The sequence below is a fragment of the Qipengyuania sp. SM2507 genome (genome assembly GCF_053714505.1).
Genome location: NZ_CM132307.1, coordinates 117,242 through 143,484 on the forward strand (window position 1 = coordinate 117,242; position 26,243 = coordinate 143,484).

General features: G+C 67.0%; 21 protein-coding genes. 8 read left to right on the forward strand and 13 right to left on the reverse strand.

What is annotated here, in order from left to right; genetic code table 11:
• Nucleotides 1–153 precede the first annotated feature (153 nt).
• Complete coding sequence (locus ACWIKC_RS00560) at nucleotides 154–3,372, forward strand: class I SAM-dependent DNA methyltransferase (protein WP_454598200.1); 3,219 nt, start codon at nucleotides 154–156, stop codon at nucleotides 3,370–3,372.
• Nucleotides 3,373–3,589: 217 nt separating this feature from the next.
• Here ACWIKC_RS00560 and ACWIKC_RS00565 read toward each other — a convergent pair whose 3' ends face one another.
• Together ACWIKC_RS00565 and ACWIKC_RS00570 are read right to left on the reverse strand one after the other, a co-directional pair.
• The gene (locus tag ACWIKC_RS00565; protein ID WP_454598201.1) at nucleotides 3,590–3,889 is read right to left on the reverse strand and encodes a GIY-YIG nuclease family protein; all 300 of its coding nucleotides are present in this window, start codon (nucleotides 3,887–3,889) and stop codon (nucleotides 3,590–3,592) included.
• A gap of 152 nt (nucleotides 3,890–4,041) precedes the next feature.
• Complete coding sequence (locus tag ACWIKC_RS00570) at nucleotides 4,042–4,938, reverse strand: UTP--glucose-1-phosphate uridylyltransferase (RefSeq protein WP_454598202.1); 897 nt, start codon at nucleotides 4,936–4,938, stop codon at nucleotides 4,042–4,044.
• A gap of 100 nt (nucleotides 4,939–5,038) precedes the next feature.
• On the opposite strand from ACWIKC_RS00570, the gene murA reads away from it, so the two are divergent.
• Complete coding sequence (gene murA / locus ACWIKC_RS00575; protein WP_454598203.1) at nucleotides 5,039–6,322, forward strand: UDP-N-acetylglucosamine 1-carboxyvinyltransferase; 1,284 nt, start codon at nucleotides 5,039–5,041, stop codon at nucleotides 6,320–6,322.
• Nucleotides 6,323–6,393: 71 nt separating this feature from the next.
• On the forward strand, nucleotides 6,394–6,621 hold the full coding sequence (locus ACWIKC_RS00580; protein WP_454598204.1) for a hypothetical protein: 228 nt from the start codon (nucleotides 6,394–6,396) through the stop codon (nucleotides 6,619–6,621).
• Here the strand turns inward: ACWIKC_RS00580 and ACWIKC_RS00585 are convergent.
• From ACWIKC_RS00585 to ACWIKC_RS00605, 5 genes are all read right to left on the reverse strand, one after another.
• Nucleotides 6,615–6,911, reverse strand: coding sequence for a ribbon-helix-helix domain-containing protein (locus ACWIKC_RS00585; RefSeq protein ID WP_454598205.1), 297 nt, complete (start codon nucleotides 6,909–6,911; stop codon nucleotides 6,615–6,617). The genes ACWIKC_RS00580 and ACWIKC_RS00585 overlap by 7 nt on opposite strands.
• Nucleotides 6,908–8,308 carry a class II fumarate hydratase gene (gene fumC, locus ACWIKC_RS00590; RefSeq protein ID WP_454598206.1) on the reverse strand — a complete coding sequence of 467 codons (1,401 nt, stop codon included), beginning with the start codon at nucleotides 8,306–8,308 and terminating at the stop codon, nucleotides 6,908–6,910. Before fumC ends, ACWIKC_RS00585 begins: the two co-directional genes overlap by 4 nt.
• 84 nt (nucleotides 8,309–8,392) lie before the next feature.
• Nucleotides 8,393–9,181 carry an alpha/beta hydrolase gene (locus ACWIKC_RS00595; protein ID WP_454598207.1) on the reverse strand — a complete coding sequence of 263 codons (789 nt, stop codon included), beginning with the start codon at nucleotides 9,179–9,181 and terminating at the stop codon, nucleotides 8,393–8,395.
• Nucleotides 9,182–9,202: 21 nt separating this feature from the next.
• Complete coding sequence (phbB, locus tag ACWIKC_RS00600; RefSeq protein WP_454598208.1) at nucleotides 9,203–9,925, reverse strand: acetoacetyl-CoA reductase; 723 nt, start codon at nucleotides 9,923–9,925, stop codon at nucleotides 9,203–9,205.
• A gap of 129 nt (nucleotides 9,926–10,054) precedes the next feature.
• On the reverse strand, nucleotides 10,055–10,816 hold the full coding sequence (locus ACWIKC_RS00605; RefSeq protein WP_454598209.1) for a hypothetical protein: 762 nt from the start codon (nucleotides 10,814–10,816) through the stop codon (nucleotides 10,055–10,057).
• 370 nt (nucleotides 10,817–11,186) lie between these two features.
• Here ACWIKC_RS00605 and ACWIKC_RS00610 point away from each other — a divergent pair, with 370 nt between their 5' ends.
• The 4 genes from ACWIKC_RS00610 to ACWIKC_RS00625 all read left to right on the forward strand — a co-directional run bounded on the left by ACWIKC_RS00610 (nucleotide 11,187) and on the right by ACWIKC_RS00625 (nucleotide 15,808).
• Nucleotides 11,187–11,639, forward strand: coding sequence for a DUF3576 domain-containing protein (locus ACWIKC_RS00610; RefSeq protein WP_454598210.1), 453 nt, complete (start codon nucleotides 11,187–11,189; stop codon nucleotides 11,637–11,639).
• A gap of 77 nt (nucleotides 11,640–11,716) precedes the next feature.
• Nucleotides 11,717–14,245 (forward strand): leucine--tRNA ligase, encoded by a 2,529-nt coding sequence (gene leuS / locus ACWIKC_RS00615; protein ID WP_454598211.1) that lies wholly within the window; start codon nucleotides 11,717–11,719, stop codon nucleotides 14,243–14,245.
• A complete protein-coding gene (lptE, locus tag ACWIKC_RS00620; RefSeq protein WP_454598212.1) occupies nucleotides 14,245–14,757 on the forward strand; it encodes an LPS assembly lipoprotein LptE in 513 nt (170 codons plus the stop codon). Before leuS ends, lptE begins: the two co-directional genes overlap by 1 nt.
• Before the next feature lie 10 nt (nucleotides 14,758–14,767).
• Complete coding sequence (locus tag ACWIKC_RS00625) at nucleotides 14,768–15,808, forward strand: DNA polymerase III subunit delta (RefSeq protein WP_454598213.1); 1,041 nt, start codon at nucleotides 14,768–14,770, stop codon at nucleotides 15,806–15,808.
• Nucleotides 15,809–15,818: 10 nt separating this feature from the next.
• Here the strand turns inward: ACWIKC_RS00625 and ACWIKC_RS00630 are convergent, their stop codons facing one another.
• The 3 genes from ACWIKC_RS00630 to ACWIKC_RS00640 are packed head-to-tail and all read right to left on the reverse strand — an operon-like array spanning nucleotide 15,819 to nucleotide 17,679.
• Nucleotides 15,819–16,373 carry an LptA/OstA family protein gene (locus ACWIKC_RS00630; RefSeq protein WP_454598214.1) on the reverse strand — a complete coding sequence of 185 codons (555 nt, stop codon included), beginning with the start codon at nucleotides 16,371–16,373 and terminating at the stop codon, nucleotides 15,819–15,821.
• Entirely contained in the window at nucleotides 16,373–17,050 is a 678-nt protein-coding gene (locus tag ACWIKC_RS00635) for an LPS export ABC transporter periplasmic protein LptC (protein ID WP_454598215.1), read from the reverse strand. The genes ACWIKC_RS00630 and ACWIKC_RS00635 overlap by 1 nt, the downstream gene beginning before the upstream one ends.
• Before the next feature lie 11 nt (nucleotides 17,051–17,061).
• Complete coding sequence (locus ACWIKC_RS00640) at nucleotides 17,062–17,679, reverse strand: ribonuclease D (protein WP_454598216.1); 618 nt, start codon at nucleotides 17,677–17,679, stop codon at nucleotides 17,062–17,064.
• An 82-nt stretch (nucleotides 17,680–17,761) separates the two neighbouring features.
• Here ACWIKC_RS00640 and ung point away from each other — a divergent pair, with 82 nt between their 5' ends.
• Nucleotides 17,762–18,472 (forward strand): uracil-DNA glycosylase, encoded by a 711-nt coding sequence (gene ung, locus ACWIKC_RS00645; protein ID WP_454598217.1) that lies wholly within the window; start codon nucleotides 17,762–17,764, stop codon nucleotides 18,470–18,472.
• A 1-nt stretch (nucleotide 18,473) separates the two neighbouring features.
• Here the strand turns inward: ung and ACWIKC_RS00650 are convergent, their stop codons facing one another.
• The 3 genes from ACWIKC_RS00650 to gltB form a co-directional block, all read right to left on the reverse strand.
• Entirely contained in the window at nucleotides 18,474–19,751 is a 1,278-nt protein-coding gene (locus tag ACWIKC_RS00650) for a carbohydrate porin (protein WP_454598218.1), read from the reverse strand.
• A 112-nt stretch (nucleotides 19,752–19,863) separates the two neighbouring features.
• Nucleotides 19,864–21,300: a glutamate synthase subunit beta gene (locus ACWIKC_RS00655; RefSeq protein WP_454598219.1), complete on the reverse strand. Its 1,437-nt coding sequence runs from the start codon at nucleotides 21,298–21,300 to the stop codon at nucleotides 19,864–19,866.
• A 136-nt stretch (nucleotides 21,301–21,436) separates the two neighbouring features.
• Nucleotides 21,437–26,092 carry a glutamate synthase large subunit gene (gene gltB, locus ACWIKC_RS00660; RefSeq protein ID WP_454598220.1) on the reverse strand — a complete coding sequence of 1,552 codons (4,656 nt, stop codon included), beginning with the start codon at nucleotides 26,090–26,092 and terminating at the stop codon, nucleotides 21,437–21,439.
• Between the last annotated feature and the right edge of the window lie 151 nt (nucleotides 26,093–26,243).

Here is a 26,243-nt window from a genome sequence, read left to right on the forward strand (position 1 = left end):
CGCCGGTTCAGGGGCGGCGGGCGCCGCTGCCTTGCGATCTTCAGACTGTGAAAGAGCCGATGCGAAGCTAGCAGGCTGGCGGCGTGTAGGAAAATGCCCAGTTTGCCCCGCCCCTCGGGCGCGCTAGGAGGGGCGGACAGGGGGAGCGCGAGAGTGACTGTCGAAGAACTGATTGCCGAATGGTGGGGTAAGCCCGGCGGGCAGGAGAAATCCAATTTCGCCGCCTTCATCCCGCATCTGTGCAGCGTCCTCGACGTACCCACGCCCGGTCCCATCGAGAAAGGGGCCATCGGGGCCTATGGCTACGAAGCCTCAGTTCCGCGCGGCTCGTTCCGGAGCCTCAAGGGCACCGGCGCCATCGATCTCTACAAGCGCGGCCATTTCATCATGGAGGCCAAGCAAAGCTATCTGAAGCCCGAACAGGCGCAACTCGACCTCTCTCCCAACGAAGCGGCACCGCGCGCGCCCTCGGGAGCCCACTATGACAAGCTGATGCGCGATGCCCGCCTGCAGGCGGAAAATTACGCCAAGAACCTTCCGGTAGGCGAACCGGTCTGCCCGTTCCTGATCGTGTGCGACGTGGGCCGCGCGTTCGAGCTGTATGTCGATACGGCGGGCAACGGCCGCGGCTACAAGTTCTTCCCCGACAAGCAGAGCTACCGCATCGAGCTGCCGCAACTGGCGAGCGATGCGCAAGTCGGCAGCACCGGCAAAACCGCGCTCGAACTTCTCCACGCCATCTGGACCGCGCCCCGGACCGTCGATCCGCGCCATTTGTCGGCCGATGTGACGCGCACCGTCGCCGCCAATCTCGCCAGCGTCAGCAAATATCTGGAGGAAGGCATCCGCATCCGCGTACCGGCAGGACGCGAGCGGCAGGAGGAAATCGAGGAAGCCAGCCTGTTCCTCATGCGGGTGCTGTTCTGCATGTTCGCCGAGGATATCGGCCTGCTGCCCGAGGACCGCTTCAAGCAGTTCCTCAAGCGCGCGGAGGCGAACGACGATCTGTTCCGCAACGGGCTGGCCGATCTGTTCCAGAAAATGAACAGCGCCGATCCGGCCAACCGGTTCGCGCATGCGGTCGAAGCCAACGTGCGCTATTTCAACGGCAGGCTGTTCGAGAACAACCGCACCTATCCGCTGGGCGGCTTCGTGATCCACGATCTTTACGAGGCGGCGCGGCAGAACTGGCGCAAGGTCGAACCGGCGATCTTCGGCACGTTGCTGGAACAGGCCCTGAACCCGGAAGAACGCGCCAAGCTGGGCGCGCATTACACGCCGCGCCCCTATGTCGAATTGCTGGTCCGCGCGACCATCATGGATGTGCTCGAACCCGAATGGGAAGCGATCGAGGAATTGCCCGAAGCGGATATTCTCGCCGCCGCGACGAGTTTTCACGCAAAATTGGGGCAGACGCGCGTGCTCGATCCGGCCTGCGGAACGGGCAATTTCCTCTACGTCGCCATGGAGCTGATGCAGGAACTCGAAGCGCGGGTGATCGAGCGTATCCAGACGCTGGGCGGCGAGGCGGAGCCAAAAGTCGGCCCGCACCAGTTCCACGGGCTGGAGCTCAACCCGCGCGCGGCCAAGATCGCCGAGCTGGTGCTGTGGATCGGCTGGCTGCGCAACCGGCTGGACGCCGATCCCGACAACGTGCCCGAACCGGTGCTGAAGGAAAGCGCCAGCATCAATTTCGGCAAGCCGGGCGGTTACGACGCGGTGCTGAAACGCGGCGAATGGGGTGAGGTCGATACCCGCGACCCGGCGCAGCCGCGCTGGCCCGAGGCGGAATTCATCATCGGCAACCCGCCCTTCATCGGCGGCAAGGATCTGCGCGACCGGCTTGGCGGCGATTATGCCGAGGCGCTGTGGGCGGCGAACCCGCGCGTGCCCAAATCGGCCGATTTCGTGATGCAGTGGTGGGACCGCGCGGCGCACACGCTGGTGGCGGATGGCAGCGCGCTGCAACGCTTCGGCTTCGTGACCACCAATTCGATCACCCAGGAATTTTCCCGCCGGGTGATCGCGGCCTATCTTGCTCCATCGTCATTGCGAGGAGGCGAAGCCGACGCGGCAATCCAGGGTGCGACGCCGAAAGCTGGATCGCCGCGCGCCGCTGGCGCTCGCGATGACGAACCAGAGAAGCTGTCCCTCCTCCTCGCCATTCCCGACCACCCCTGGACCAAGGCGACGAAGGATGCCGCCGCGGTGCGGATTGCCATGACGGTGGCGGGGCACAATGGCGGTGCAGGCGTGCTGCGCGAGGTGACGGCGGAAGCCGCGCTCGACAGCGACACGCCCGAGGTGAGACTTGCAAGCGTGGACGGGCGGATCAACGCCAATCTGACGGTGGGGGCGGACGTTACTTCGGCGAAGCCGCTCCTGGCGAACGAAGGACTGGCATCGCCCGGCGTCAAACTGCACGGCTCTGGCTTTATCGTCACCGAGCAGCGGGCACGCGATCTGGGCCTCGGCATGCGCGAGGGGTTGGAAGCGCAAATCCGTCCCTATCGCAATGGGCGCGATCTGCTGCAGACCTCGCGCGGTGTGATGGTGATCGACCTGTTCGGCTTGGACGAGAAGGATGTGCGGCAGCGGTTTCCCGAGCTCTACGAGCACCTGCTGCGCGAGGTGAAGCCGGAGCGGGACAGAAACCGGCGCGAAACCTACAAGAAGAACTGGTGGATTTTCGGTGAGCCGCGCCGCGACTTGCGTCCCGCCTTGGACGGTTTGCCTCGGTACATCGCAACGGTCGAGACGGCGAAGCATCGCGTCTTCCAGTTCCTTCCAAACGAAATCATTCCCGACAATATGCTGATCGCCATCGGCAGCGATGACGCCCACCATCTTGGGGTGCTGCAATCGGCACAGCACAAGGAATGGTCATTGCGCGCAGGAGGTACACTCGAAGATCGTCCGCGTTATTCGAAAGGCTTGATCTTCGATCCCTTCCCCTTCCCCGATGCCACCGACACCCAGCGCGCCGCCATCGCCGAACTGGCCGAGGAACTCGACGCCACCCGCAAAACGGCGCTGGCCGAGGTCGAACGGCTGACCATGACCGAGCTCTACAATCTGCGCGAAAAGCTGCGCGCCCATGCCTCGGGTGGCGAGCCGCTGTCCGACAAGGATCAGCGCCGCGCCACAGCCGCGCGCGCAGGCATCGTCAACCGGCTGCACGAACAGCTCGATGCCGCGGTCGCCGATGCCTATGGCTGGGGCGAGGAATGGCGCAAGGCTGCGCTCGGCCCCACCGAGATCGTCGCGCGGCTGGTGGCGCTCAACCACGCCCGCGCGGCGGAGGAAGCGCGAGGGAACATCCGCTGGCTGCGGCCCGACTACCAGATCCCGCGCTTCGGGCCGAAGGGTTAGGCAGCCCGAGCCCGGATCAAGTCCGGGCCGACGATATATCGAGTCCGGGCCGACGATATATCGTGCGGGCCGGCGATATATCAGGTCCGGGCCGACGATGGATCAAGCCCGGGCACACGATGGATCAGGTCCGGGCCGACGAAAAAAGGGGGGGTCCATCTCAAACACTCGTCGGCCCGGACTCGATCCGGGCCCGGTGCTTGCCTCGCGCACACCCTCAGATCACAGGCGCGAACAGGTCCTGCCAGTCGGGGTTGGCTTGCTCGATCAGCGCGAACTTCCATTCGCGGCGCCAGCGTTTCACGCGTTTCTCGTGCGCGATACACGCCGCGATGTCGTCGCCGCGTTCGGCCCAGACGAGGCGGTTCAGTCCGCGCGTTGCGCAATAGTCGGAGCCGGTGCCGTCGCGATGCTGCGAAACCCGCCGCGCCAGATCGCTTGTCACGCCCACATAGAGCGCGCCGCGGTAGCGGTTGGCCATGATGTAGACCCAGCCGCCCTGTCTTTCCCGGTCCATCGCGCGAGCAGAGCAAAGCACCGGGCCCGGATCAAGTCCGGGCCGACGATTTAAAAAGTCCGGGCCGACGATATATTGGACGGCTTCGCATTCCCGTCGCCCCGGACTCGATCCGGGGCGGTGCTTACCTCGCCGCTATCCCAGCAACCGCTCTATTTCAGAAGTCTTTGGGCCATCGCCCGCACTTCGGCGCCCATGTCCTCGCGTTCCAGTGCCAGCGCCAGCGTCGCCTCGACGAAGCCCAGCTTGCTGCCGCAGTCGAAGCGGCGGCCGGCGAAGGTGAGCGCGTGGAAGGCTTGCGTGCCGATCATCCGCGCCATCGCGTCGGTCAGCTGGATCTCGCCGCCCGCGCCTTTCCCTTGCGTCTCGAGCACCCGCATTACCTCGGGCTGGAGGATGTAGCGGCCCGAGAGGATCTTGTTCGAGGGCGCGTCGGCGACCGCGGGCTTCTCGACCAGCCCGCGCACTTCGGTGAGGTTCCCCCCGAAACCGGACTGCGCTTCGCCCGGATCGATCACGCCGTAGCTCGAGACTTGCTCGCGCGGCACCTCGAGCACCGAGATGAGATTGCCGCCGACCTCCTCATAGGCCGCGACCATCTGCGCCATGCAGCCGGTTCCGCCGCCTGCCTGCGGCACCATCAGCTCGTCGGGGAGAAACACCGCGAAGGGTTCGTCGCCGACCACCGCGCGCGCGCACCAGATCGCGTGGCCGAGCCCGAGCGGGACCTGCTGGCGCACCGCGATGATGTCGCCCGGGGTCGCGCCGGTCGGTTCGAGCACCGCCATGTCCTTGCCGCGTTCGGCCATGGTCGCCTCCAGCTCGAAGGCGCGGTCGAAATGCTCGATAATCGCGGTCTTGCCGCGTCCGGTGACGAAGATCATCTGCTCGATCCCCGCCTCGCGCGCCTCGTCCACCGCATATTGAATCAGCGGGCGATCGACGATCGGCAGCAATTCCTTGGGCACCGCCTTGGTCGCGGGCAGGAAGCGGGTGCCCAGCCCGGCGACGGGGAAGACGGCCTTACGGATGGGTCTGTGGCTGCTCATGGGGCAAGAGTTACGGCGCACCGCGCGAGGCCGTCAAGCGTGCTGGCTGCGTGTGCCGCATGACATTTGCGTGAAGGCACAAAATGGCTAATGCGGGGCCATGGACAAACTCATCATCACCGGCGGCAACCGCCTCGAAGGCACGCTGCCGATATCCGGCGCCAAGAATTCCGCGCTCACGCTGCTGCCCTGCGCGCTGCTCACCGACGAGCCGTTGACGCTGCGCAACCTGCCGCGGCTCGCCGATATCGACGGCTTCCAGCATCTGATGACGCAGTTCGGCGTCTCGCATTCCATCGCCGGCAAGCGGCCCGAGGATTTCGGTCGCGTGGTCACGCTGCAGGCGACGCGGATCACCTCCACCGTCGCGCCCTACGATCTGGTGCGCAAGATGCGCGCCTCGGTGCTGGTGCTGGGCCCGCTGCTGGCGCGCGCGGGCGAGGCGACGGTGTCGCTGCCCGGCGGCTGCGCGATCGGCAACCGCCCGATCAACCTCCATCTCGACGCGCTCGAGGCGCTGGGGGCCACAATCGAGGTGGCGCAGGGCTATGTGAAGGCCAATGCCCCCGATGGCGGGCTGCCCGGGGGCGATTTCGACTTCCCGATGGTCTCGGTCGGCGCGACCGAAAACGTGCTGATGGCCGCGGTGCTGTGCACCGGCACCAGCCGCATCGGCAACGCGGCGCGCGAGCCCGAGATCGTCGACCTGTGCAATCTGCTGGTGGCGATGGGCGCCGAGATCGAGGGCATCGGCTCGTCCGACCTGACGATCCACGGGGTCAAGCGATTGAACGGCGCGACCTACAAGGTGATGCCCGACCGGATCGAGGCGGGCTCCTATGCCTGCGCGGCGGCGATCACCGGCGGGAACGTGTTCCTCGAGGGCGCCAAGGCCGACGACATGCTCGCCACCAACCACGCGCTGCGCAACATCGGCGTGGCGGTGACCGAGGAGAAGGGCGGCCTGCGCATCTGCGCCGATGGCCCGCTCAAGCCCACCGACCTCTCGACCGCGCCCTACCCCGGGCTCGCCACCGACATGCAGGCGCAATTGATGAGCCTGTTGTGCAAGGCGCAGGGCACCAGCGTGCTGACCGAGACGATCTTCGAGAACCGCTACATGCATGTCCCCGAACTGAAGCGCATGGGCGCGGATATCGAGGTTTCGGGACGGACCGCGATCGTCCGCGGGGTCGAGCGGCTGACCGGTGCCGAAGTGATGGCGACCGATCTGCGCGCTTCGATGAGCCTGGTGATCGCCGCGCTCGCCGCCGAGGGCGAGACGCAGGTGCGGCGGATCTACCATCTCGATCGCGGTTACGAGCGGCTGGAGGAGAAGCTGTCGCTGGTCGGCGCGCAAATCGAACGGGTCGGCGACGAATAGGGCGCCGGGCGCGGACCTTTTGCGGTTTTGCAGCGTTGATTTGGGGTAGGAACAACAAAGGACGAAACCCCATGTTACTCAAGCTCGCAGCTCTCGGAGCCGTCGGTTACGCCGGCTACAAATATTACGAGAAGAACCGCATCGACGAGAACGGCGTCGCCTTCGCCAAGGGCCAGCCCGATGGCCGGGTCCGCGATTCGGGTCCCAACGCCACGACCACCAACGAGAAGAACTGGTCGAAGACCGACGAGGAAATCGACGAATCCTTCCCCGCGAGCGACCCGCCCGCGAATTACTGATCTTCGAGATCGACACCGAAAAGGGCGTTGGGAGCGATCCCGGCGCCCTTTTCACGTTCATTCTGCAGTTGCGCGACCAGCCAGATCCGGATCGCGCTGGCGAGCCCCGGCGGGGTATGGCTGCGAATCCGCTCGGCATCGATCCGCGCCACCAGCGTGCTCAGCGGCAGCCCGGCCTCCGCGGCCGCGGCGTGGAGCATGTCCCAGAACAGCGGTTCGAGGCTGATCGAGGTGCGATGCCCGAGGATGCTGAGCGAGTGTTTGACCGGCGGGTGATAGGGCGCGCTCATGCCTCTCGATCTGGGCCGAGCATGGCTTCGGGCCGCACGATCCGGTCGTAATCCTCGGCCGAGACGTGGCCGCTGGCCACCGCCGCCTCGCGCAGGGTCAGACCCTGTTGGTGCGCGGTCTTGGCGATGGCGGAGGCGTTGTCGTAGCCGATCGTCGGCGCCAGCGCGGTCACCAGCATCAGCGAATTGGCGACCCCGCGCGCGATGTTGTCCTCGCGCGGTTCGAGCCCTTCCAGCAGGTTGATTGTGAAGCTGCGCGCGCCATCCGCCAGCAGCCGCACCGACTGCAGGAAGGCGTAGCCCATCACCGGGCGGTAGGTGTTGAGCTCGAACTGGCCCTGGCTGCCCGCGAATGTCAGCGTGGTATGGTTGCCGAACACCTGCGCGCAGACCTGGGTCAGCGCCTCGCACTGGGTGGGGTTGACCTTGCCGGGCATGATCGAGGAACCCGGCTCGTTTGCGGGCAGCGCCAGTTCGCCAAGTCCCGAGCGCGGACCCGAACCCAGGAAGCGGATGTCGTTGGCGATCTTGTAGAGCCCCGCCGCCAGCGTGTTGAGCGCGCCGTGGGCGAACAGCAGCGCATCCTGCGCGGCGAGCGCCTCGAACTTGTTGGCCGCGGTGACGAAGGGCAGCCCGGTCGTCTGCGCGATTGCGGCGGCGATGGCCTTGCCGAACCCCTCGGGCGCGTTGAGCCCGGTGCCGACCGCGGTCCCCCCTTGCGCCAGCTCATGGAGCCCGGCCAGCGTCGCCTCGATCCGCTCGATCCCGAGCGCGACCTGCCGCGCATAGCCCGAGAACTCGTCGCCCAGCGTCAGCGGTGTGGCGTCCTGCGTGTGCGTGCGGCCGATCTTGACGATGCCGGACCAGGCTGCGGCCTTCGCCTCGAGCATGTCGCGCAAACTCACCAGCGCAGGCAGCAGCGCCCCCGTCACCTCGCAGGCCGCGGCGATGTGAATCGCGCTGGGTATGGTGTCGTTGGACGACTGGCTCATGTTGACGTGGTCGTTGGGGTGGACCGGACTTTTGGCCCCCAGCTCGCCGCCCAGCGCCAGATTGGCGCGGTTGGCGATCACCTCGTTGGCGTTCATATTGCTCTGCGTGCCCGAGCCGGTCTGCCACACCACCAGCGGGAAATGATCGTCGAGCTCGCCGCGCGCGACCTCCCCGGCGGCGGCGGCGATAGCCTCGGCGAGCGTGCTATCCAGCAGCCCCTGCGCCGCGTTGACCCGCGCCGCAGCAGCCTTGATCGTCCCCAGCGCGTGGACCATCGGCAGCGGGATGCGCTCGTCGCCGATGCGGAAGTTCTCGAGGCTGCGCTGCGTCTGCGCGCCCCACAGGCGCTCGGCGGGGACGGCGATTTCGCCAAAGGCGTCGGTCTCGATGCGGGTTTCGGTCATCGAATGGTCCTAAACCGGGGGCTGCCCGGCGTCACCCCGTGGTATCGACCCAGGGCCCCTTCCAAGGGAAGGACAGGCCGGTGGTCAGCGCGCTTCCTGTTCCGCTTCGAGCAGTGCCCACAGCTCCCACAGCCTTGCCCCGAAACTGGATATCGGGACGAAGTGTTTTCCACCCTTGAGGTTGACCCGGCGTACATTGGGGCCACCCGCAGCCTCGAGGCTGATGGCCGCTTTGGGATCGACGATATCGTCCTCGGAGCCGTGCAGTAGCACCACCGGTTCCGTAACTCGAGAAATGGCATCGATGTTGTCGTAGCGATCGGGCAGGAACGGGCGCGCGATTGCGGGGACCTGATCCGACAGCCGAGCGAAGGCACCGAGCGTCGCTACACCGGCAACCTCGTGCCGTGCCGCCAGTTCGAGAGCGATCGCCGCCCCCAAAGAGAATCCGAACAGGTAGGTATCGCCATCTGGATTGAGCTCACCAGCCTTGGCGAACCACGCCTCGCCATCCATCATCAGCCCCTTTTCCGATGGTCGCCCGGGGTTGTCGCCATATCCCCGGTAGGATGCGATCAGAACTCCATTGCCTCCTTGATGCAGCGCTTCGGCCCTTCGTGCCATCACCAGCTGGTTATAGTCACGGCCATGGAAAACGATGACCAGTCGCCGGTTTCCCGCTTCTGGAGCCCAGTAGTAGCCCTCCAGCACGAGACCGTCCGAGGTCACAGCCTGCAACGCCAGTGGCGCATCGCCCGCGAATTCGACCTCAGTGTCGGCAAGAGAAACCGGCGCATAAATCCGGTCGCGGACGATGTCGGCCTGTGCCGGAGTGGCGATCAGCACGAGCAGCGCAACCAGCATCTTCTTCATGTCCGTACTCCGCGCCAGGTTTCAATACATATGCTGCCCGCCGTTGATGCTCATGGTCGAGCCGGTGACGAAGCCGGCGTCCTCGCTGCACAGGAAGCTCACCCCGCGGGCGATTTCGTTGGCCTGGCCGAGCCGCCCGACCGGGATTTTCGCGACGATCTTCTCCAGCACCGGCTCGGGCACCGCGGCGACCATGTCGGTGTCGATATAGCCCGGCGCGATCGCGTTGACGGTGACATTGAAGCGCGCGCCTTCCTGCGCCAGTGCCTTGGTGAAGCCGTGGATCCCGCTCTTGGCGGCGGCGTAATTGACCTGGCCGTATTGCCCCGCCTGGCCGTTGATCGAGCCGATGTTGACGATCCGCCCCCAGCCGCGCTCCTTCATCCCAGGGAAGCAGGCTTTGGCCATCGTGAAGCAGCCCCCCAGATTGACGCGCATCACGTCGTTCCAGTCCTCGTAGCTCATCTTGAGCAGCGTGCCGTCGCGGGTGATCCCGGCGTTGTTGACCACCACTTCGATCGGGCCGACCTCCTCGGCGATCTGCGCGCAGGCTGCGGTGGCCGCGTGGTGATCGCCGACATCGAAGCAATAAGCGGGGATGCCGGTCTGCTCGCTGAAGGCGCGCGCCGCCTCGGCATTGCCCGCGTAATTGGCGACCACGTTGAAGCCATCGGACTGCAACATTTCGCATACCGCGCGCCCGATCCCACGGGTCCCGCCGGTCACCACTGCCACTCTTGCCATCGTCATCCTCCCTCGCGCTATTCCCTAGCGTCAAGCTCTAGGCCAATGCGGGGACGGGACAAAGAAAAACCCCGCAAAAGCGGGGTCTTCGTGGCGAATTGTGCGTGGCGAATTGTGCGGCGACCCGGATCAGAAGCGGAACTGGGTTCCGACATAGACGGCCTGATTGTCCTCGAGCCCGTCGGTGAGCGGCGCGAGGCGATCACGCTCCTGCGACAGCCGGACGCCGGCGGTGACATCGAGATTGCGCGTCACGCGGTAGGAGCCGCCGACATCGACGCTCTGTTCGCCCAGCGATTCGAGCGGGCGCAGCGCGCGACCGGGCGAGCCGTCCTGCTCGACCGCGATACGCGGCTGGAAGCGGCTGGGCTTGCCCTGCGGCTGCGAGGGGCGGAATTCGGCCAGATCGGGCATGGCGATATCGCGCACACCCGAAAGCCCGGCGGCAGGCTTGGGCGCCGGCTGGGTGAAACCCTGATAGCCGCGCGCAATGCCCAGGTCGTAGCGCGTCGGCGCGAGCGCGAGCAGAGGTGCACTGCGACCCGGCTCGGTCGCGCCCTCGATGGTGTTGCGCACCGAAATCGCACGCGCAGTCGCCTGGTCGACGCGAACCGCGACGGTCAGTGTGCGATCACGCCGCCCGGGCTTGGCTGCGGGGGTGAAGCGCAGCGCATCGATACCGACCGAGGAAGCGAGTTCGCTCATGAGCGAAGCGTCCATCCCGGCGGGGGTAAAGGGCATGAATTCGAGATCGGCACCCGATTCGCTCGCGGCGAGCGATTCGCCCACGACGGCGGAACCGGCGGATGGAAGCGCAAGCGCCACACCGGCACCGGCGAGCAAGGCGGCGGTGAGCCGCGCCTTTGCGCCAATAGCAGTGCTGCGTTTCATGCTCTTCGCGCCCCTGTAAGTCTAATGCGACGAAAAATCCGTCCGTCTCTCGACCCGCTATTGACCATTCAGGCCGTGAACGGTTCCTGAAGGCAGCCCTTGGCGAGTCTCTCTTCCAACCACGTTGATAGGAAGATGACAAAAGCAGGGCCAGCTTTTCCACAGCACGACAGGCACAAATCCGCGCACTGTTGCCGTGGCTCCACACAAAGCGGGTCCGCCGCGGAAGCAAGCCCGCTGCCAGCAAAGCGGGATTCAGCGGCTATTCAGCGGCCGCACGGCTAATCGGCCCGTCGCGACGAAGTGCGCCATCCCTTGCCCGTCGCGCCGGGGCGGCTATAGGACGCCATAAGACAGACCAAGGATTAGCATGACTCTTCATCCCGCAAGCCGCCGCTCCGCCTTCCGCATCGCCACGGCCTTCGCCGCGGTGGCCACGCTGGCGGCCTGTGGCGGGAACGAGCGCCCGAGGGCCGATCTCGCCGCGGCGCAGGTCAGCACCATCGGCGTCAATTCCTATCTCTGGCGCGCCGCGCTCGACGCGGTGAGCTTCGCGCCGCTGCTCCAGGCCGACAGCGCCGGCGGGGTCATCGTCACCGACTGGTACACCAACCCGGCCAATCCGGGCGAACGGGTCAAGCTGACCGTCTCGGTGCTCGACACCGATTTGCGCGCCGACGCGCTGCGAGTCGCCGCGAGTCGCCAGGTCGCGCAGGGCGGTGGCTGGGTCGAGGCGCCGGTTCAGGCCGCCACGGTGCAGAAGCTGGAAGACATCATCCTCACCAAGGCGCGCGAATTGCGCCGCGAGGCGATCGCCGGCTGATCGCGAACCCGCGACAACACGCGTGAGATAACCAAGCCGGCGCTAAACAGCCGCAGCAAGACAAAACAGGGGCGCCCATGGCCGAGAGCAATTTCGATCCGTCGCAGGCCGACGGACGCTGGCAGCGTGCATGGGACGAAGCCCGGACCTTCCGCGCCGACAGCGGCTCGACCAAGCCCAAGAGCTACGTCCTCGAGATGTTCCCCTATCCCTCGGGGCGCATCCACATCGGCCATGTCCGCAATTACACCATGGGCGACGTGCTGGCGCGCTACAAGCGGATGCGCGGCCACGAGGTGCTGCATCCGATGGGCTGGGACGCCTTCGGCATGCCCGCCGAGAACGCGGCGATGGAAAAGGGCGTCCATCCCGGCCAGTGGACCCGCGCCAATATCGAGCACATGAAGGCGCAGTTGAAGCGGCTCGGCTTTGCGCTCGACTGGAGCCGAGAGCTGGCGACCTGCGAGCCCGAATATTACGGCCACGAACAGGCGCTGTTTCTCGATCTCTACGAGGCGGGGCTCGTCTATCGCAAGGAGAGCGAGGTCAATTGGGATCCGGTCGACCAGACCGTGCTCGCCAACGAGCAGGTGATCGACGGCAAGGGCTGGCGCTCGGGCGCCGAGGTCGAGAAGCGCAAGCTGTCGCAATGGTTCTTGAAGATCACCGATTTCGCCGAGGAACTGCTCGAAGGGCTGGGCGAGCTGGAGCGCTGGCCCGACAAGGTGCGGTTGATGCAGGAGAACTGGATCGGCCGGTCGCAGGGGCTGGAGTTCTCCTTCGAACTGTCGACCGGCGAGCAGCTGGCGGTCTACACCACCCGGCCCGACACCATCTTCGGCGCGAGCTTCGTCGCGGTCGCGGCGGATCATCCGGTCGCGCAGGCTGCAGCGAAGGACAATGTGGCGGCGCAAGAATTCATCGCGCTGTGCAAGCGCGGCGGGACCACCGCCGCCGAGCTCGAAACCGCCGAGAAGCTGGGCTTCGACACCGGGGTGACCGCGCGCCACCCCTTCACCGGCGAGGCGCTGCCGGTCTACATCGCCAATTTCGTGCTGATGGATTACGGAACCGGCGCGGTCATGGCGGTGCCCGGCCACGACCAGCGCGATTTCGAATTCGCGACCAAATACGGCCTGCCGATCCCGCGCGTCGTCGCCGACAGCATCGATCAGGCGAGCGAGCCTTTCGGCAATGGCGCGCTCGCGGGCGAGGGTGTGCTGGTCAATTCGCGCTTCCTCGACGGGATGAATGTGGACGAGGGCAAGGCCGAGGTCATCCGCCGCGCCCAGAGCGAAGGCTGGGGCGCGGGCAAGACCGTCTGGCGGTTGCGCGACTGGGGCGTCAGCCGCCAGCGTTATTGGGGGACGCCGATCCCCTTCATCCATTGCCCGGCCTGCGGCGTGGTCCCCGCGCCCAAGGACAGCCTGCCGATCAGGCTTCCCGAGGATGTCGACTTCAAGACCCCGGGCAACCCGCTCCAGCGCCACGAGACCTGGAAGCGCGTCGACTGCCCGCAATGCGGCGGCCAGGCCGAGCGAGAGACCGATACGCTCGACACCTTCGTCAATTCGAGCTGGTATTTCCTGCGCTTCGCCAGCCAGCCCGCCGATCGGCCCTTCGACCCGGAAGAGGTCGCCAAATGGCTGCCGGTGGAGCAATATATCGGCGGGGTCGAACACGCGATCCTGCATCTGCTCTACGCGCGCTTCTGGACCCGCGCGCTCCGGCGCATGGGCCGGCTCGAGGTCGCCGAACCCTTCGCCTCGCTGTTCACGCAAGGCATGGTGACGCACGAGACCTACGCCCGGCGCGACCCAGCGGACGGGCGGCAGAGCTTCTTCAGCCCCGAGGAGGTCGAGCGCAGTTCGGACCGCGCGGTGCTGAAGGCTGACGGCTTCCCGGTCGAGATCGGCCGCGTGATCAAGATGTCGAAGTCGAAGAAGAACGTCGTCGACCCCGACACCATCGTCGAGCGCCACGGCGCGGATGCGGTGCGCTGGTTCATGCTGTCGGACAGCCCGCCCGAGCGCGACCTGCCGTGGTCGGACGCCGGGATGGAGGGCTGCGCGCGCTTCGTCCACCGGCTGTGGCGCCTGTTCGGGCAATATGATGCCAGTGCCGAGGGCGGCGAGGACAAACCGCTCGACCGCAAGACCCACCAGACCGTCGCCGCGATCGCTACCGACATCGAGGCGCTCGGCTTCAACAAGGCGGTCGCGCGGATCTACGAACTGACCGCCGCGGTCGAGAAGGCCGTGCCCTCGCCCAGCCGCTCGCGCGCGATTCTCACGCTGGTGCGGCTGGTCGCGCCGATGATGCCGCATCTGGCGGAAGAAGCCTGGCAAAGCCTCGGGCAGGACGGGCTGGCCGCCGATGCGAGCTGGCCCGATGTCGACCCCGCGCTGCTGGTCGAGGACGAGGTCACCATCGCCATCCAGCACATGGGCAAATTGCGCGACACGCTGAGCGCGCCCAAGGGGGCCTCCAAGGAGGATCTCGAAGCGCTGGCGCTGGCAAGCGAGAAGGTCCAGCGCTCGATCGACGGTGCCACGATCCGCAAAGTGATTGTCGTGCCCGACCGTTTGGTCAATATCGTCACCTGATGCGCCGGATCGCCACCCTTCTCCCCGCCCTTGTAATCGCTCTGGCGCTGCCCGGCTGCGGATTGCAGCCGATGTATGCCGGTGGCGGCAGCGGTGCGGTGGCGCAGGGTCTGGCCGCGGTCGAGGTGCCGGCGATTTCCGGGCGTGCGGGCTGGCTGGTACGCAACGCACTGGTCGACCGGCTGGGCGCCGCGGGCGAAGCCACGCCGCGCTACCGGCTCGATGTCAGGCTCGACGACCGGCTCGAGGGGCTCGGCGTGCTGGGCGACGACACCATCGGCCGCGAGCGACGGACGCTGCGCGCGCGCTACCAGCTGATAGACAGCACCACCGGCTCGATCCTGCTCGATGCCACCGCGGGCTCCGATGCGGGTATCGACGTCGTATCGAGCGAATATGCGACCATCGCCGCCGAGCAGACGGCGCTGGAAAACCTCGCGCGCGAGGTGGCCGACCGGATGGTAACGCGCATCGCGCTCACCCTGCGCGACGAGAATCGGGCGCCCCAGTGAGGGCAGCCCAGTGAAGGCGACGCAGCGCGATTTCGCTACCAAGGCGCGTGGGGCGCTGGGCACGGTGTCGATCTTCTTCTTCTGCGGCCCCGACGAGGCGGGCGCCTCGGCAGCAGCGCGCGAACTGGTGAGCCTGCTCCCCGATCCGGGCGAACGGGTCGAGCTGTCGGGCGGCGAGCTGCGCTCCGATCCCGCCAAGCTGGGCGACGAAGCGCGCTCCTCCTCGCTGTTCGGCGATAGCCGTCATATCCTGGTGCGCGCCAATGGCGACGAGGCGCATGACGCGCTGCGGACGCTACTCGAAACCAGCGACATGGGGGCGGGGCAGGCCTGCCCGGTGCTGGTGGTCGCAACCGCCGCGACCGACAAGTCGCGCACCGCCAAGCTGCTCGAAAAGCGTAAGGATGCGCTGGTGACGATGTTCTACCCGCCCGATCTTGCCTCGGTGACCCATGCGGTGCGGGCGATGGGCGATGGCGCGGGCGTGCAGTTCAGCGGCGGGCTGGCCGAACGTATCGCGCGCGCCGCCAATCTCGACGTCCGGCTGGCGCAGTCCGAGATCGACAAGCTGGCGCTCTACCTCGACGCCACCCCGCAATCGCCCAGGCAGGTCGATGCCGCCGCGCTCGACGCGATCGGCGCGGTGAGCGACGAGGACGGCTTCATGTCGCTGGTCAATGCGGTGCTCTCGGGCGACCAGCCCAAGCTCGCCGCCGAGATGGTGCGGATGCGCGAGATGGCGCTCAACCCGGTCGGGCTGTTGCTCGCCTTCGAGCGGCGCGCGGCGCAGCTGGCGCGGATCGCGGCGCGGCTGGGCCCGCGCGGTTCCTTCGACGATCTGGGCAAGGGCGAGAAGGCGCAGCTGGGCATCTTCTTTCGCGAGGAACGCGAGATCCGCAACCAATACGCCTATTGGCGCGGGCCGCGGCTCGATCGGTTGACGTCGCGGCTGGTAGAACTGCACCGCGAACTGCTCGCCAACAGCCAGGCGGCGCATCTGCTGCTCGCACAGGCGCTGACCGGGATGGCGCGCCGACCGGCACGCCGCTGACCCGCGCCGTTTAGTTTTCGGGAACCGAGAAGGTCCCGCTCACCCGCCCGCCATCGCTGGTCGTGGTTTCGCCCGCCACGCCCGACGAGCCGCTGGCGCTGCCGTCGACGCTCGATACGCCGCTGACCAGATCGATCACCAGCCGCCCGCCGTTGAGCGTGTCGCTCCCGCGCCGCAACCGGACATCGCCCGACAGCGTGATGATCCGGCGATTGAAATCATAGACCGCGTTGTTCCCCGAGGCGGTCTCGTTGCCGCGCCGCACATTGACCCCGCCGGTCGCCATGATCCGCTGGATGCGCAGGCTGCCGGCATCGCTGTAATTGACCAGCGTCCGCGCCGCGGTCAGCCGCAGGCCGGCCTGGTCGATCACCACATTGCCCGACAGCACCACGCGGTTCTGCCGGTCCTGCAGCTCGATCCGGTCGGCGGCGTAATTCACCGGCGCGTTGGAATTGTGCCCGGCGATCGCCTGCGCGTTGAGCTGGATCCCCGCCATCAGTGCCAGCGTGGCGGCGAAACCGCCGATCAGCCAGCGGCGCGAGGTGGCAAGAAGGTTGGTCATCACGGCATCCTCAACAGGCCCGGCACCATGCGCAGGCGGGCATTGCCGACCAGCGCGACGGTCCGCGCCGCGAGGTCGACTTCGAGACGATTGGCGGAAAATGTGCCGGCCGGGATGGCGCCCGAGACGCCGTCGTTCCCGACCGCGCGCTGGGTGTCGAGATCGATGCGGACATCGCGCAGCAGCATGCGATAGCCATCCGCTGCGGTCATCCGCATCGCTCCGGGCACGATCATCGTCTCGGCATCGATATCATAGGCGCCGCCGCTCGCATCGATCCGTGCAGGGCCTTCGGGCAGGAGGATACGGGCTTCCAAGTCGGTCATCCGCACAACCCCTTCGAGGCTGGATTTCTGCACCGCCTCGCCCGCGGTCAGCGAGAATGGGCGGCTGCGATCGTCCTGTCCGCGATACATGGCGTTGTCGACGCGCAGCCGCTCGTCGATCACCGCCACCTTGTTGCGATCGAGCAGGAAGCTGACCTCGCCACGCGGGCTGAGCGGGGTGATCACCATCAGCGCCGCGACCACGCCGACGCCCAGCGGCAGCGCGCGGGCGAGGAAGCCGACGAGCTTGTCGTGCGATCCGCCCGGCGCGGCGAAATGCTGGCGCTTGCTCCGCAGCTGCACCGCCCGTTGGGTTTCCCTGCGCTTCTCGGGTCGGGGAGTGGAGACCATGCGCTGCGACCTCAGGCGTGGCTGAAGATATCGTGTTCGGGCCAGCCGGCGATATCGAGCCGAGCGCGGGTGGGCAGGAAGTCGAAACAGGCCTGCGCCATGTCGCTGCGTCCTTCGCGCTCAAGCCGCTTTTCCAGCTCCTCGCGCAAGCGGTGCAGATAGCGCACATCGGAAGCGGCGTAATCGCGCTGCGCCTCGCTCAATACCGGGCCGCCCCAGTCCGAGCTCTGCTGATGCTTGGAGAGGTTCTCGCCCAGCAATTCCTCGACGAGATTCTTGAGCCCGTGGCGGTCGGTGTAGGTGCGCACCAGCTTGCTGGCGATCTTGGTGCAGAACACCGGCGCGGCCATCACGCCGAGGTAATGCTCGATCGCGGCGAGATCGAAGCGCGCGAAGTGATAGAGCTTCACCCGGTTCGGATCGCTCAGAATCGCCTTGAGATTGGGCGCGTCGTAAGTGCTGTCGGGTCCGAAGCGGACCAGATGCTCGTCCTTGCCGCCATCGCTGATCTGGACGAGGCACAGCCGGTCGCGCGGGGTGACGAGGCCCATGGTCTCGGTGTCGATGGCGATCGCGCCATCGCCGAGCACGCCTTCGGGGAGGTCTTCTTCGTGGAAATGTACAGTCATATGGCGATGGGCCTTAGGCGCATTGGGGATTGGTGGAAAGACCTGCTGGCGAGCGGAGATCGGTCCGCCTAGCGTGGTCTGGATGAACGAGGACCATCCGCCCGAAAGCCGGCTCCCCGAAAGCTGGCGCGATGTGCTCGAACCGGTGCTGGCCAGCGAGGAGTCGCGGCGGCTGGGCGGCTGGCTGCGCGCCGAGGAGGCGGCGGGCAAGGCGATCTACCCCCCGCGCGGCAGCCGGTTGCGCGCGCTCGAACTGACTCCGCGCGAGGCGGTGAAGGTCGTGATATTGGGGCAGGACCCCTATCATGGGCCGGGGCAGGCGATGGGGCTGAGCTTCTCGGTGCCCCGGGGCGTGCGCGTGCCGCCCAGCCTCGCGAACATCTACAAGGAATTGCACTCGGATCTCGGTCTGGAGATCCCGTCGCATGGCGATCTGACGCCATGGGCGAAGCGCGGGGTGCTGCTGCTCAACACCACGCTGACAGTCGAGGCGGGGCTGGCGGGGAGCCATGCCGGGCACGGCTGGGACGCGGTGACCGATGCGGTGGTGGCCGCGGTGGCAGAAGGCGAAAACCGATGCGTCTTCGTACTATGGGGCGCGCATGCGCAGAAGAAGGCCACCCGGCTGCCGGGACTCGCGGATGGCCGCCATCTGGTGCTGCGCAGCCCGCACCCCAGCCCGCTGTCGGCGCATCGTGGCTTCTTCGGCTCGCAGCCTTTCAGCAAGGCGAACGCTTTTCTGGAAGCAGCCGGGCGCGGGGTCATCGACTGGCGCCTGCCTCAAGAAGCCTGAGCTAGAACACCGTCACCAGCCGCAGCCCCGCCAGCAGCGCCGTGTCGCGCGGGGCGATCGCGCTGTCGATCAGCTGGAGATTGGCGGTGAGCCGGAAAGTCTCGTCGATGCCCAGCGTGTAGAAGGCTTCCACGCCTTCCTCGTCTTCCAGCGGGACGCGCGTGGCCAGCGCGTCGACCAGAGAGTCGGTCAGCGAATAGCGGAACCAGCCCAGCCCGAAGCGGTCCTGCGGGCGGCCCGGCGGATTGCCCGAAATCCCGGCCTGCGCGCTGACATCGAGAAAGGTCGGATCGCCCGCCGAGAGATAGACCTGGCCGAAGATTCCGATCCCGCCCGCCGGGTCGCGCGGACCCCCGGCGATGTATTGGCTGGCTGCGAGAATGGCGGCGAATTCGCCCCGGCTCTCGCCGAAACCCGAGCCGGGCGCGGGGATCAGCACTGGCGGCAGGGCGCGGCTGCTTATTCCCCGCCGGGTGCTGGCGGCGAGCTTGAGCGCGTAATAGCCCTGCTTGCCGCCGATCGTCGCGGGAACGGTGACCGAAGCCAGCGCGCCGACCCCGTCCTCGAACAGCGTCGGAATGCCGCTGCGGCGCGAGGCGAGATTGGGGTCGAACACCCACAGCCGGAACAGCGCCTTGCTGGTCGGCACGTTGAGCAGCGCCCCGACCAGCGAGCCGGGGACGATGGCGCTGGGCGGGAGCGCGAATGCGAGGTTCTGAAAGCCCTCGATCCCGCCGCCGCCGGTGATCGGCAATTGCGCCGAAAGGTCGAAGACATTGACCTTGCCCACGGTCAGCGAGGTGCCGCTGCGCCATGTCTTGGCAAGGTTGGCCGAGAGGTCGAACTGTTCGCCCTCGCTGGCGGGATAGAACAGCGCGCTGTTGGTTGGCAGCAGCCCGATCTCGCCATTGCTGGAATTGCCCAACCGCATCTCGGGATGGATGTGCAGCGCAAAGGAATCGTCGAGCCCGAACAGGCTGCCCGTTAGACCGATATAGGCATCGAGCTTGAGGCCGTATTCGACATCGCTGGGCGAATCGCCCGACAGCGGCGTGTCGAGGAACTGCGTTGCGACCAGTTTGATGCTGGCGGGATCGGCAGGCGCTGGCGGGTCGAGGGGCGGCGGCGGAGCGGGTGCTGGATCGGTCCCGGCGACGGCCGCTTCACCGGCAACCGGGTCGGAGGCCGCCTGTCCTTGCCCGGCCGCGTGTGCGGCTTCTTCGCACGGCCCGCCAAGCGCCAGGCCGACAGCGGCCAGCGCGCACATCCAAAGTCGCATTGCGTCCCCCCACAAGACGGACCAGAGCTTTGATCGCCCCCATTCCGTCGCCGCGAATCTAGCCGACCTCCGCCGATTGGCAAGGCATCAGGCTCATTCCGGAGCTATGTTATCAGCGCGGCAGCTCGCTCGCCCCCATCAGCGCCTCGTCGACCGCGCGCGCGCACTGGCGGCCTTCGCGGATCGCCCAGACCACAAGGCTCTGCCCGCGGCGCATGTCGCCGCAGGAATAGACGCCGGCCTCGCTGGTGGCGTAGCTGTCGGTATCGGCCGCGACTGCGCCGCGCTCGTCGAGCGTCACGCCCGCCCGGTCGAGCAGCCCGCGCCTTTTGGGCCCGGTGAAGCCCATCGCCAGCAGGATCAGGTCGGCGGGCAGGGTGAAGGTGCTGCCCGGCACTTCGGCAAACTTGCCGCCGTCCCATTGGATGCGGACGCATTCGAGCCCCGAAACGCTGCCGTTTTCGGCCACCACGCGCTTGGTCAGCACGCCCCAGTCGCGCTCAGCGCCTTCCTCGTGGCTCGAGGAGGTACGCATCTTGAGCGGCCAGTCGGGCCAGGTCAGCGCCTTGTCCTCGTGCTCGGGCGGCTGCGGCATGATCTCGAGCTGGGTGACGCTGGCCGCGCCCTGGCGGTTGGAGGTGCCGACGCAGTCCGAGCCGGTGTCGCCGCCGCCGATCACCACGACATGCTTGCCCTTGGCGGACAGCGTCCCGCGCGGTGCGGCGCGCAATTCGTCGTCGCCGGCGTTGCGCTTGTTCTGCTGGGTGAGGAATTCCATTGCCAGCCGCACGCCGGGCAATTCGGCGCCGGGGATCTGCAATTGCCGCGGTTCTTCCGCGCCGCCCGCCAGCACCACCGCGTCGAAATTGTCCTGCAGCGCCTTGAAGCTGACCTCGACCCCGACTTCGGCCCCGATGCGGAAATGGACGCCCTCGGCCTCCATCTGCACCGCGCGGCGATTGATGTGCTGCTTGCCCATCTTGAAATCGGGGATGCCGTAACGCAGCAACCCGCCGATCCGGTCGCTCTTCTCGAACACCGTCACCGCATGGCCGGCGCGGGCGAGTTGCTGCGCACAAGCGAGCCCGGCGGGACCGCTGCCGATCACCGCCACCGACTTGCCCGTCTGCCGCTCGGGCAGTTGCGGCGTGATCCAGCCCTCGGCCCATCCGCGATCGACAATGGCGCATTCGATCGATTTGATCGTCACCGGAGCATCGACGATGTTGAGCGTGCAGGCCGCCTCGCAGGGTGCGGGGCAGACCCTTCCGGTGAACTCGGGGAAATTGTTGGTCGAGTGGAGCAGGTCGAGCGCGTTGCGCCAGTCGTCCTCGTAAACGAGGTTGTTCCAGTCGGGGATGATGTTGTTGACCGGGCAGCCGGTGTGGCAAAAGGGAATGCCGCAATCCATGCAGCGCGCGGCCTGCTCGCGCAGCTCCGCCTCGCCCATCGGGACTGCGAACTCGTCGTAGTTCTTCACCCGCTCGGTGGGATCGAGATAGTCGCGGTCGCGCCGCGCGTATTCGAGGAAACCGGTCTGCTTGCCCATCAGTTGCTCCCGGACGAATAGAATTGGCTTGTCATTGCAAGCCGCCGACAGGCGGCGCGGCAATCCATGGTCCGGTCTATGGATTGCTTCGCTTCGCTCCCGATGACGACGGCAGGGTGGATGAAGTTCGAAATTATCATTCCGCCGCCTCCATCGCCGCTTCCTCGCGCTCGGCCTCGAGCGCCTGCAGCGCGGTCTCGTAGTCGCGTGGCATCACCTTCTTGAACTGCCGCAGCGAATTGTCCCAATCCGCCAGCAGCGCCTCGGCGCGGGCCGAGCCGGTGTGGAGCTGGTGCCGCTCGACCAGCACCCGAAGCCGCGCGGCGTCGTGATAGAGCGGGTCGCCCATGCCTGAGTCCTCGACCGAGCGCGCGCGCTGCTGCGGCTCGCCCCAGCTGTTTTCCGCGCCGCGGCCCGCGCCCGGCTCGATGGCGCGGATATCGACCTGCGCCTGGTTGCACAGCGCTGCGAAGCTCTCGTCGGGGTCGTAGACATAGGCCACGCCCCCGCTCATCCCCGCGGCGAAATTGCGCCCCGTCGGACCGAGCACGCAGACCACGCCGCCGGTCATATATTCGCAGGCATGATCGCCGGTGCCCTCGACCACCGCGACCGCGCCCGAATTGCGCACCGCGAAGCGCTCGCCCGCGACCCCGGCGAAGAAGGCTTCGCCCGCGATCGCGCCATAGAGCACGGTGTTGCCGACGATGATGTTGTCGCTTGCGTCGCGCGCGACGTGCTGCGGCGGCTTGACGACGATGCGTCCGCCCGAGAGCCCCTTCCCGACATAGTCGTTGGCATCGCCGGTCAGTTCGAGCGTGACGCCATGCGCCAGCCAGGCGCCGAAGCTCTGCCCCGCGACCCCGGTGAGGGTGATCCGGATGGCGTCGGGCGCCAGCCCGCGATGGCCATGCGCCTCGGCAATCCGGCCCGAAAGCATCGCCCCGACGCTGCGGTTGACGTTGCGCACCGTGCGTTCGAGCACCACCGGCTCGCCGTCAACGATCGCCGGCTGGCAGGCCGCGATCAGCTCGCGATCCATCGCCGCGCCGAGGCCGTGGTCCTGCGTGCCGGTCTGGCGCAGCGGCGCATCGGGAACGCGTTCGACCGAAGCGAGCAGCCGCGATAGATCGACACCCTTGGCCTTCCAGTGGCGCGCGACGCGGTGGGTGTCGATCAGGTCGACCCGGCCGATCATGTCCTCGACGCGGCGGAAGCCCATCTCGGCCATGATTGCGCGCAATTCCTCGGCGACGAAGAAGAAGTAGTTGATGACGTGCTCGGGGGTGCCGGTGAAGCGCTTGCGCAGCACGGGGTCCTGTGTGGCGACCCCCACCGGGCAGGTGTTGAGATGGCATTTGCGCATCATGATGCAGCCCGCCGCGATCAGCGGGGCGGTGGCGAAGCCGAATTCGTCCGCGCCCAGCAGCGCGCCGATCGCGACATCGCGCCCGGTGCGCAAGCCCCCGTCGACCTGCACCGCGATGCGGCTGCGCAAATCGTTGAGCAGCAGCGTCTGCTGGGTCTCGGCGAGGCCGATCTCCCACGGGCTGCCGGCATGCGTCAGGCTGGTCAGCGGGCTCGCGCCGGTGCCGCCCTCGTAGCCCGAGATGGTGACATGGTCGGCCTTGCACTTGGAGACGCCCGCCGCGACCGTGCCGACCCCGACCTCGCTCACCAGCTTGACCGAAATACGCGCCTCGGGCTGGACGTTCTTGAGATCGTGGATCAGCTGCGCCAGATCCTCGATCGAATAGATGTCGTGATGCGGCGGCGGCGAGATCAGCCCCACGCCGGGGGTCGAATGGCGCACCTTGCCGATGGTCTTGTCGACCTTGTGGCCGGGCAGCTGTCCGCCCTCGCCGGGCTTGGCACCCTGCGCCATCTTGATCTGGATATCGTCCGAATTGACCAGATATTCGGTGGTCACCCCGAACCGCCCGCTGGCGACCTGCTTGATCCGGCTGCGCATCGAATCGCCATTGGCCATGGGGACGAAGCGGTCGGGCTCCTCGCCGCCTTCGCCGGTGTTCGAGCGCGCGCCGATGCGGTTCATCGCGATCGCCAGCGTGGTGTGCGCCTCGCGGCTGATCGAGCCATAGCTCATCGCCCCGGTGCTGAAGCGCTTGACGATCTCGGCGGCGGGTTCGACCTCGTCGAGCGGAATCGGCTGGTCGAGCGTGTGCAATTCCATCAACCCGCGGATCGTCAGCAACCGCTCGGACTGCTCGTTGATCGCCTTGGCGAAAGCGGCGTAATTGTCGGGCTTTGCCCCGCGCACCGCGTGCTGGAGGTTGGCGACGGTCTCGGGTGTCCAGGCATGGTCCTCGCCGCGCAGGCGGTATTGGTAGATGCCGCCGGGGTCGAGCATGGTGCGGTAGATCGGCGCATCGCCATAGGCCATCGCGTGGCGGCGCACCGCTTCCTCGGCGACCTGTTCGAGCCCGACGCCCTCGATCGTGGTCGAGGTGCCGGTGAAATAGGCCTCGACGAATGCGCTCGACAGCCCGACCGCGTCGAAGATCTGCGCCCCGCAATAGGATTGGTAGGTCGAGATCCCCATCTTGGACATGACCTTGAGGATGCCCTTGCCCGCCGCCTTGACGTAGTTGTCGCGCACCTTCTCGGGTGCGAATTCGGGCAGGTGGTCGGCGCGCAGGCTCTCCAGCGTCTCGAAAGCGAGATAGGGGTTGATCGCTTCGGCGCCATAGCCCGCCAGAGCGCAGAAATGGTGCACCTCGCGCGCTTCGCCGGTCTCGACCACCAGCCCGGTCTGCATCCGGAGCCCCTGGCGGGTGAGCTGGTGGTGCACCGCCGCGGTGGCGAGCAGCGCGGGCATCGGGATGCGGTCGGGGCCCTGCAGGCGATCCGACAGGATCAGGATGTTGTGGTCCTGCAGCACCGCCTCGGTCGCGGCCCAGCACATTTCCTTGATCGCCATCGCCAGCCCCTCGGCGCCCGAAGCGGCATCCCAGGTGCAGTCGATCGTCGCGGTGCGGAATGCCCCGTCGAGCGCCGCCTCGACCGAGCGAATCTTGGCGAGATCGTCATTGGTGAGGATGGGCTGGCTGACCTCGAGCCGCTTGTGCAGCCCGGCATCGCGGCCGAGCAGGTTGGGCCTGGGGCCGATCATCGACAGCAGACTCATCACCAGCTCCTCGCGGATCGGGTCGATCGGCGGGTTGGTGACTTGCGCGAAGTTCTGCTTGAAATAGTCGTAGAGCAGCCGCGGGCGATCGCTCAGCACCGCGATCGGCGTATCGGTGCCCATCGAACCGATCGGGTCCTGGCCCGATTCCGCCATCGGCTCGAGGAACCGCGTCAGGTCCTCCTGCGTGTAGCCGAAGGCCTGCTGGCGATCGAGCAGCGTGGTCGTCGCGGTCGGGATTTCCGACAGCTCGGGTGCGATATGCTCGATATCCTCGAGCTTGAACTGCGCCTGTTCGAGCCATTTCTCGTAAGGATGCGCCGCGGCCAGCTCGGCCTTGAGCTCGGCGTCCTCGATGATGCGGCCTTCCTCCAGATCGATCAGCAGCATCTTGCCCGGCTGCAACCGCCATTTGCGCACGATGTCCGCCTCGTCGATGGGCAGCACGCCGCTTTCGCTGGCAAGGATGACGTGATCGTCCTTCGTCACGCAATAGCGTGCGGGGCGCAGCCCGTTGCGGTCGAGCGTCGCGCCGATCTGGCGCCCGTCGGTGAAGCAGACTGCGGCAGGTCCGTCCCAAGGCTCCATCAGCGCGGCGTGGTATTCGTAGAAGGCGCGGCGCGCGGGATCCATCAGCGCATTGCCGGCCCAGGCTTCGGGCATCAGCATCATCATTGCATGTGCGAGGCTGTAGCCGCCCACCAGCAGCAGTTCGAGCGCGTTGTCGAGGCAGGCGGTGTCCGACTGGCCGTGCGGGATCAGCGGCCACATCTTGTCGAGATCGACCCCGAGCAGCTCGCTTTCCATGGTGCGGCGGCGCGCGTTCATCCAGTTGACGTTGCCGCGCACGGTGTTGATTTCGCCATTGTGCGCGGTGAAGCGATAGGGGTGCGCCAGCCGCCAGCTGGGGAAGGTGTTGGTGCTGAAGCGCTGGTGGACGAGGCCCAGCGCCGAAACGCAGTCGGGGTCGCGCAGGTCGTCGTAAAAACTGCCGACCTGATGCGCGAGCAGCAGGCCCTTGTAGACGATGGTGCGGCTGGAAAAGCTCGGGATATAGGCTTCGGTCAGCCCGGGGATGCCATGCTTCTCGGCCAGCCGGGCGAGCGGGTTCAGCGTCTGCTTGCGGATCACCACCAGCTTGCGTTCGAAAGCGTCGCGATCGGCGCAATCGCGGCCGCGCCCGACGATGCACTGGCGCATGATCGGCATGGAATCGACCACCGCCTGGCCCAGCCCGTCGAGCGTGGTCGGCACATCGCGCCAGCCGAGCACGCGCTGGCCTTCCTTGACGACGAATTTCTCCAGCTGGTCGACCACGAAGGTGGCCGCTTCGCCCTCGCGTGGCAGGAAGCATTGCGCGACGCCGTATTCGCCCGGCGCGGGGAGGTCGATGCCTTCGCTTTGGGCCCATTTGCGGAACAGCGGGTCGGGGACCTGGAGCAGGATGCCCGCGCCATCGCCGAGCAGCGGATCGGCGCCGACCGCGCCGCGATGGTCGAGATTGCCGAGAATTTCCAGCGCCCGGGTAACGATCGAATGGCTTTTGTCGCCACGGATATGCGCGACCATGCCGACGCCGCAGGCGTCGTGCTCGTTGCGCGGATCGTAGAGCCCGCCGGTGGGCGGGTGGGCCGGTACAGTCATTCGCTTCCTTCACACCGTCCGGCCCGGCGGAAGCGCATGGGCTTCCGGGGGACCTGACTGCTGGCGCGCCGGTCGCAGCGCTGCCGGATTGTCGTGAAGCACCGTCATGACGATGCGAATGCGGTTTTGCAACCGCGAGGGGCGAAGGAAA

What these genes read in the sequence shown, in the direction of transcription:
- ACWIKC_RS00565 (WP_454598201.1), bottom strand. Translation starts at nt 3,889, where the DNA reads ATGGACCGGGAAAGACAGGGCGGCTGGGTCTACATCATGGCCAACCGC.
- ACWIKC_RS00570 (WP_454598202.1), bottom strand. Translation starts at nt 4,938, where the DNA reads ATGAGCAGCCACAGACCCATCCGTAAGGCCGTCTTCCCCGTCGCCGGG.
- murA (WP_454598203.1), top strand. Translation starts at nt 5,039, where the DNA reads ATGGACAAACTCATCATCACCGGCGGCAACCGCCTCGAAGGCACGCTG.
- ACWIKC_RS00580 (WP_454598204.1), top strand. Translation starts at nt 6,394, where the DNA reads ATGTTACTCAAGCTCGCAGCTCTCGGAGCCGTCGGTTACGCCGGCTAC.
- ACWIKC_RS00585 (WP_454598205.1), bottom strand. Translation starts at nt 6,911, where the DNA reads ATGAGCGCGCCCTATCACCCGCCGGTCAAACACTCGCTCAGCATCCTC.
- fumC (WP_454598206.1), bottom strand. Translation starts at nt 8,308, where the DNA reads ATGACCGAAACCCGCATCGAGACCGACGCCTTTGGCGAAATCGCCGTC.
- ACWIKC_RS00595 (WP_454598207.1), bottom strand. Translation starts at nt 9,181, where the DNA reads ATGAAGAAGATGCTGGTTGCGCTGCTCGTGCTGATCGCCACTCCGGCA.
- phbB (WP_454598208.1), bottom strand. Translation starts at nt 9,925, where the DNA reads ATGGCAAGAGTGGCAGTGGTGACCGGCGGGACCCGTGGGATCGGGCGC.
- ACWIKC_RS00605 (WP_454598209.1), bottom strand. Translation starts at nt 10,816, where the DNA reads ATGAAACGCAGCACTGCTATTGGCGCAAAGGCGCGGCTCACCGCCGCC.
- ACWIKC_RS00610 (WP_454598210.1), top strand. Translation starts at nt 11,187, where the DNA reads ATGACTCTTCATCCCGCAAGCCGCCGCTCCGCCTTCCGCATCGCCACG.
- leuS (WP_454598211.1), top strand. Translation starts at nt 11,717, where the DNA reads ATGGCCGAGAGCAATTTCGATCCGTCGCAGGCCGACGGACGCTGGCAG.
- lptE (WP_454598212.1), top strand. Translation starts at nt 14,245, where the DNA reads ATGCGCCGGATCGCCACCCTTCTCCCCGCCCTTGTAATCGCTCTGGCG.
- ACWIKC_RS00630 (WP_454598214.1), bottom strand. Translation starts at nt 16,373, where the DNA reads ATGACCAACCTTCTTGCCACCTCGCGCCGCTGGCTGATCGGCGGTTTC.
- ACWIKC_RS00635 (WP_454598215.1), bottom strand. Translation starts at nt 17,050, where the DNA reads ATGGTCTCCACTCCCCGACCCGAGAAGCGCAGGGAAACCCAACGGGCG.
- ACWIKC_RS00640 (WP_454598216.1), bottom strand. Translation starts at nt 17,679, where the DNA reads ATGACTGTACATTTCCACGAAGAAGACCTCCCCGAAGGCGTGCTCGGC.
- ung (WP_454598217.1), top strand. Translation starts at nt 17,762, where the DNA reads ATGAACGAGGACCATCCGCCCGAAAGCCGGCTCCCCGAAAGCTGGCGC.
- ACWIKC_RS00650 (WP_454598218.1), bottom strand. Translation starts at nt 19,751, where the DNA reads ATGCGACTTTGGATGTGCGCGCTGGCCGCTGTCGGCCTGGCGCTTGGC.
- ACWIKC_RS00655 (WP_454598219.1), bottom strand. Translation starts at nt 21,300, where the DNA reads ATGGGCAAGCAGACCGGTTTCCTCGAATACGCGCGGCGCGACCGCGAC.
- gltB (WP_454598220.1), bottom strand. Translation starts at nt 26,092, where the DNA reads ATGACTGTACCGGCCCACCCGCCCACCGGCGGGCTCTACGATCCGCGC.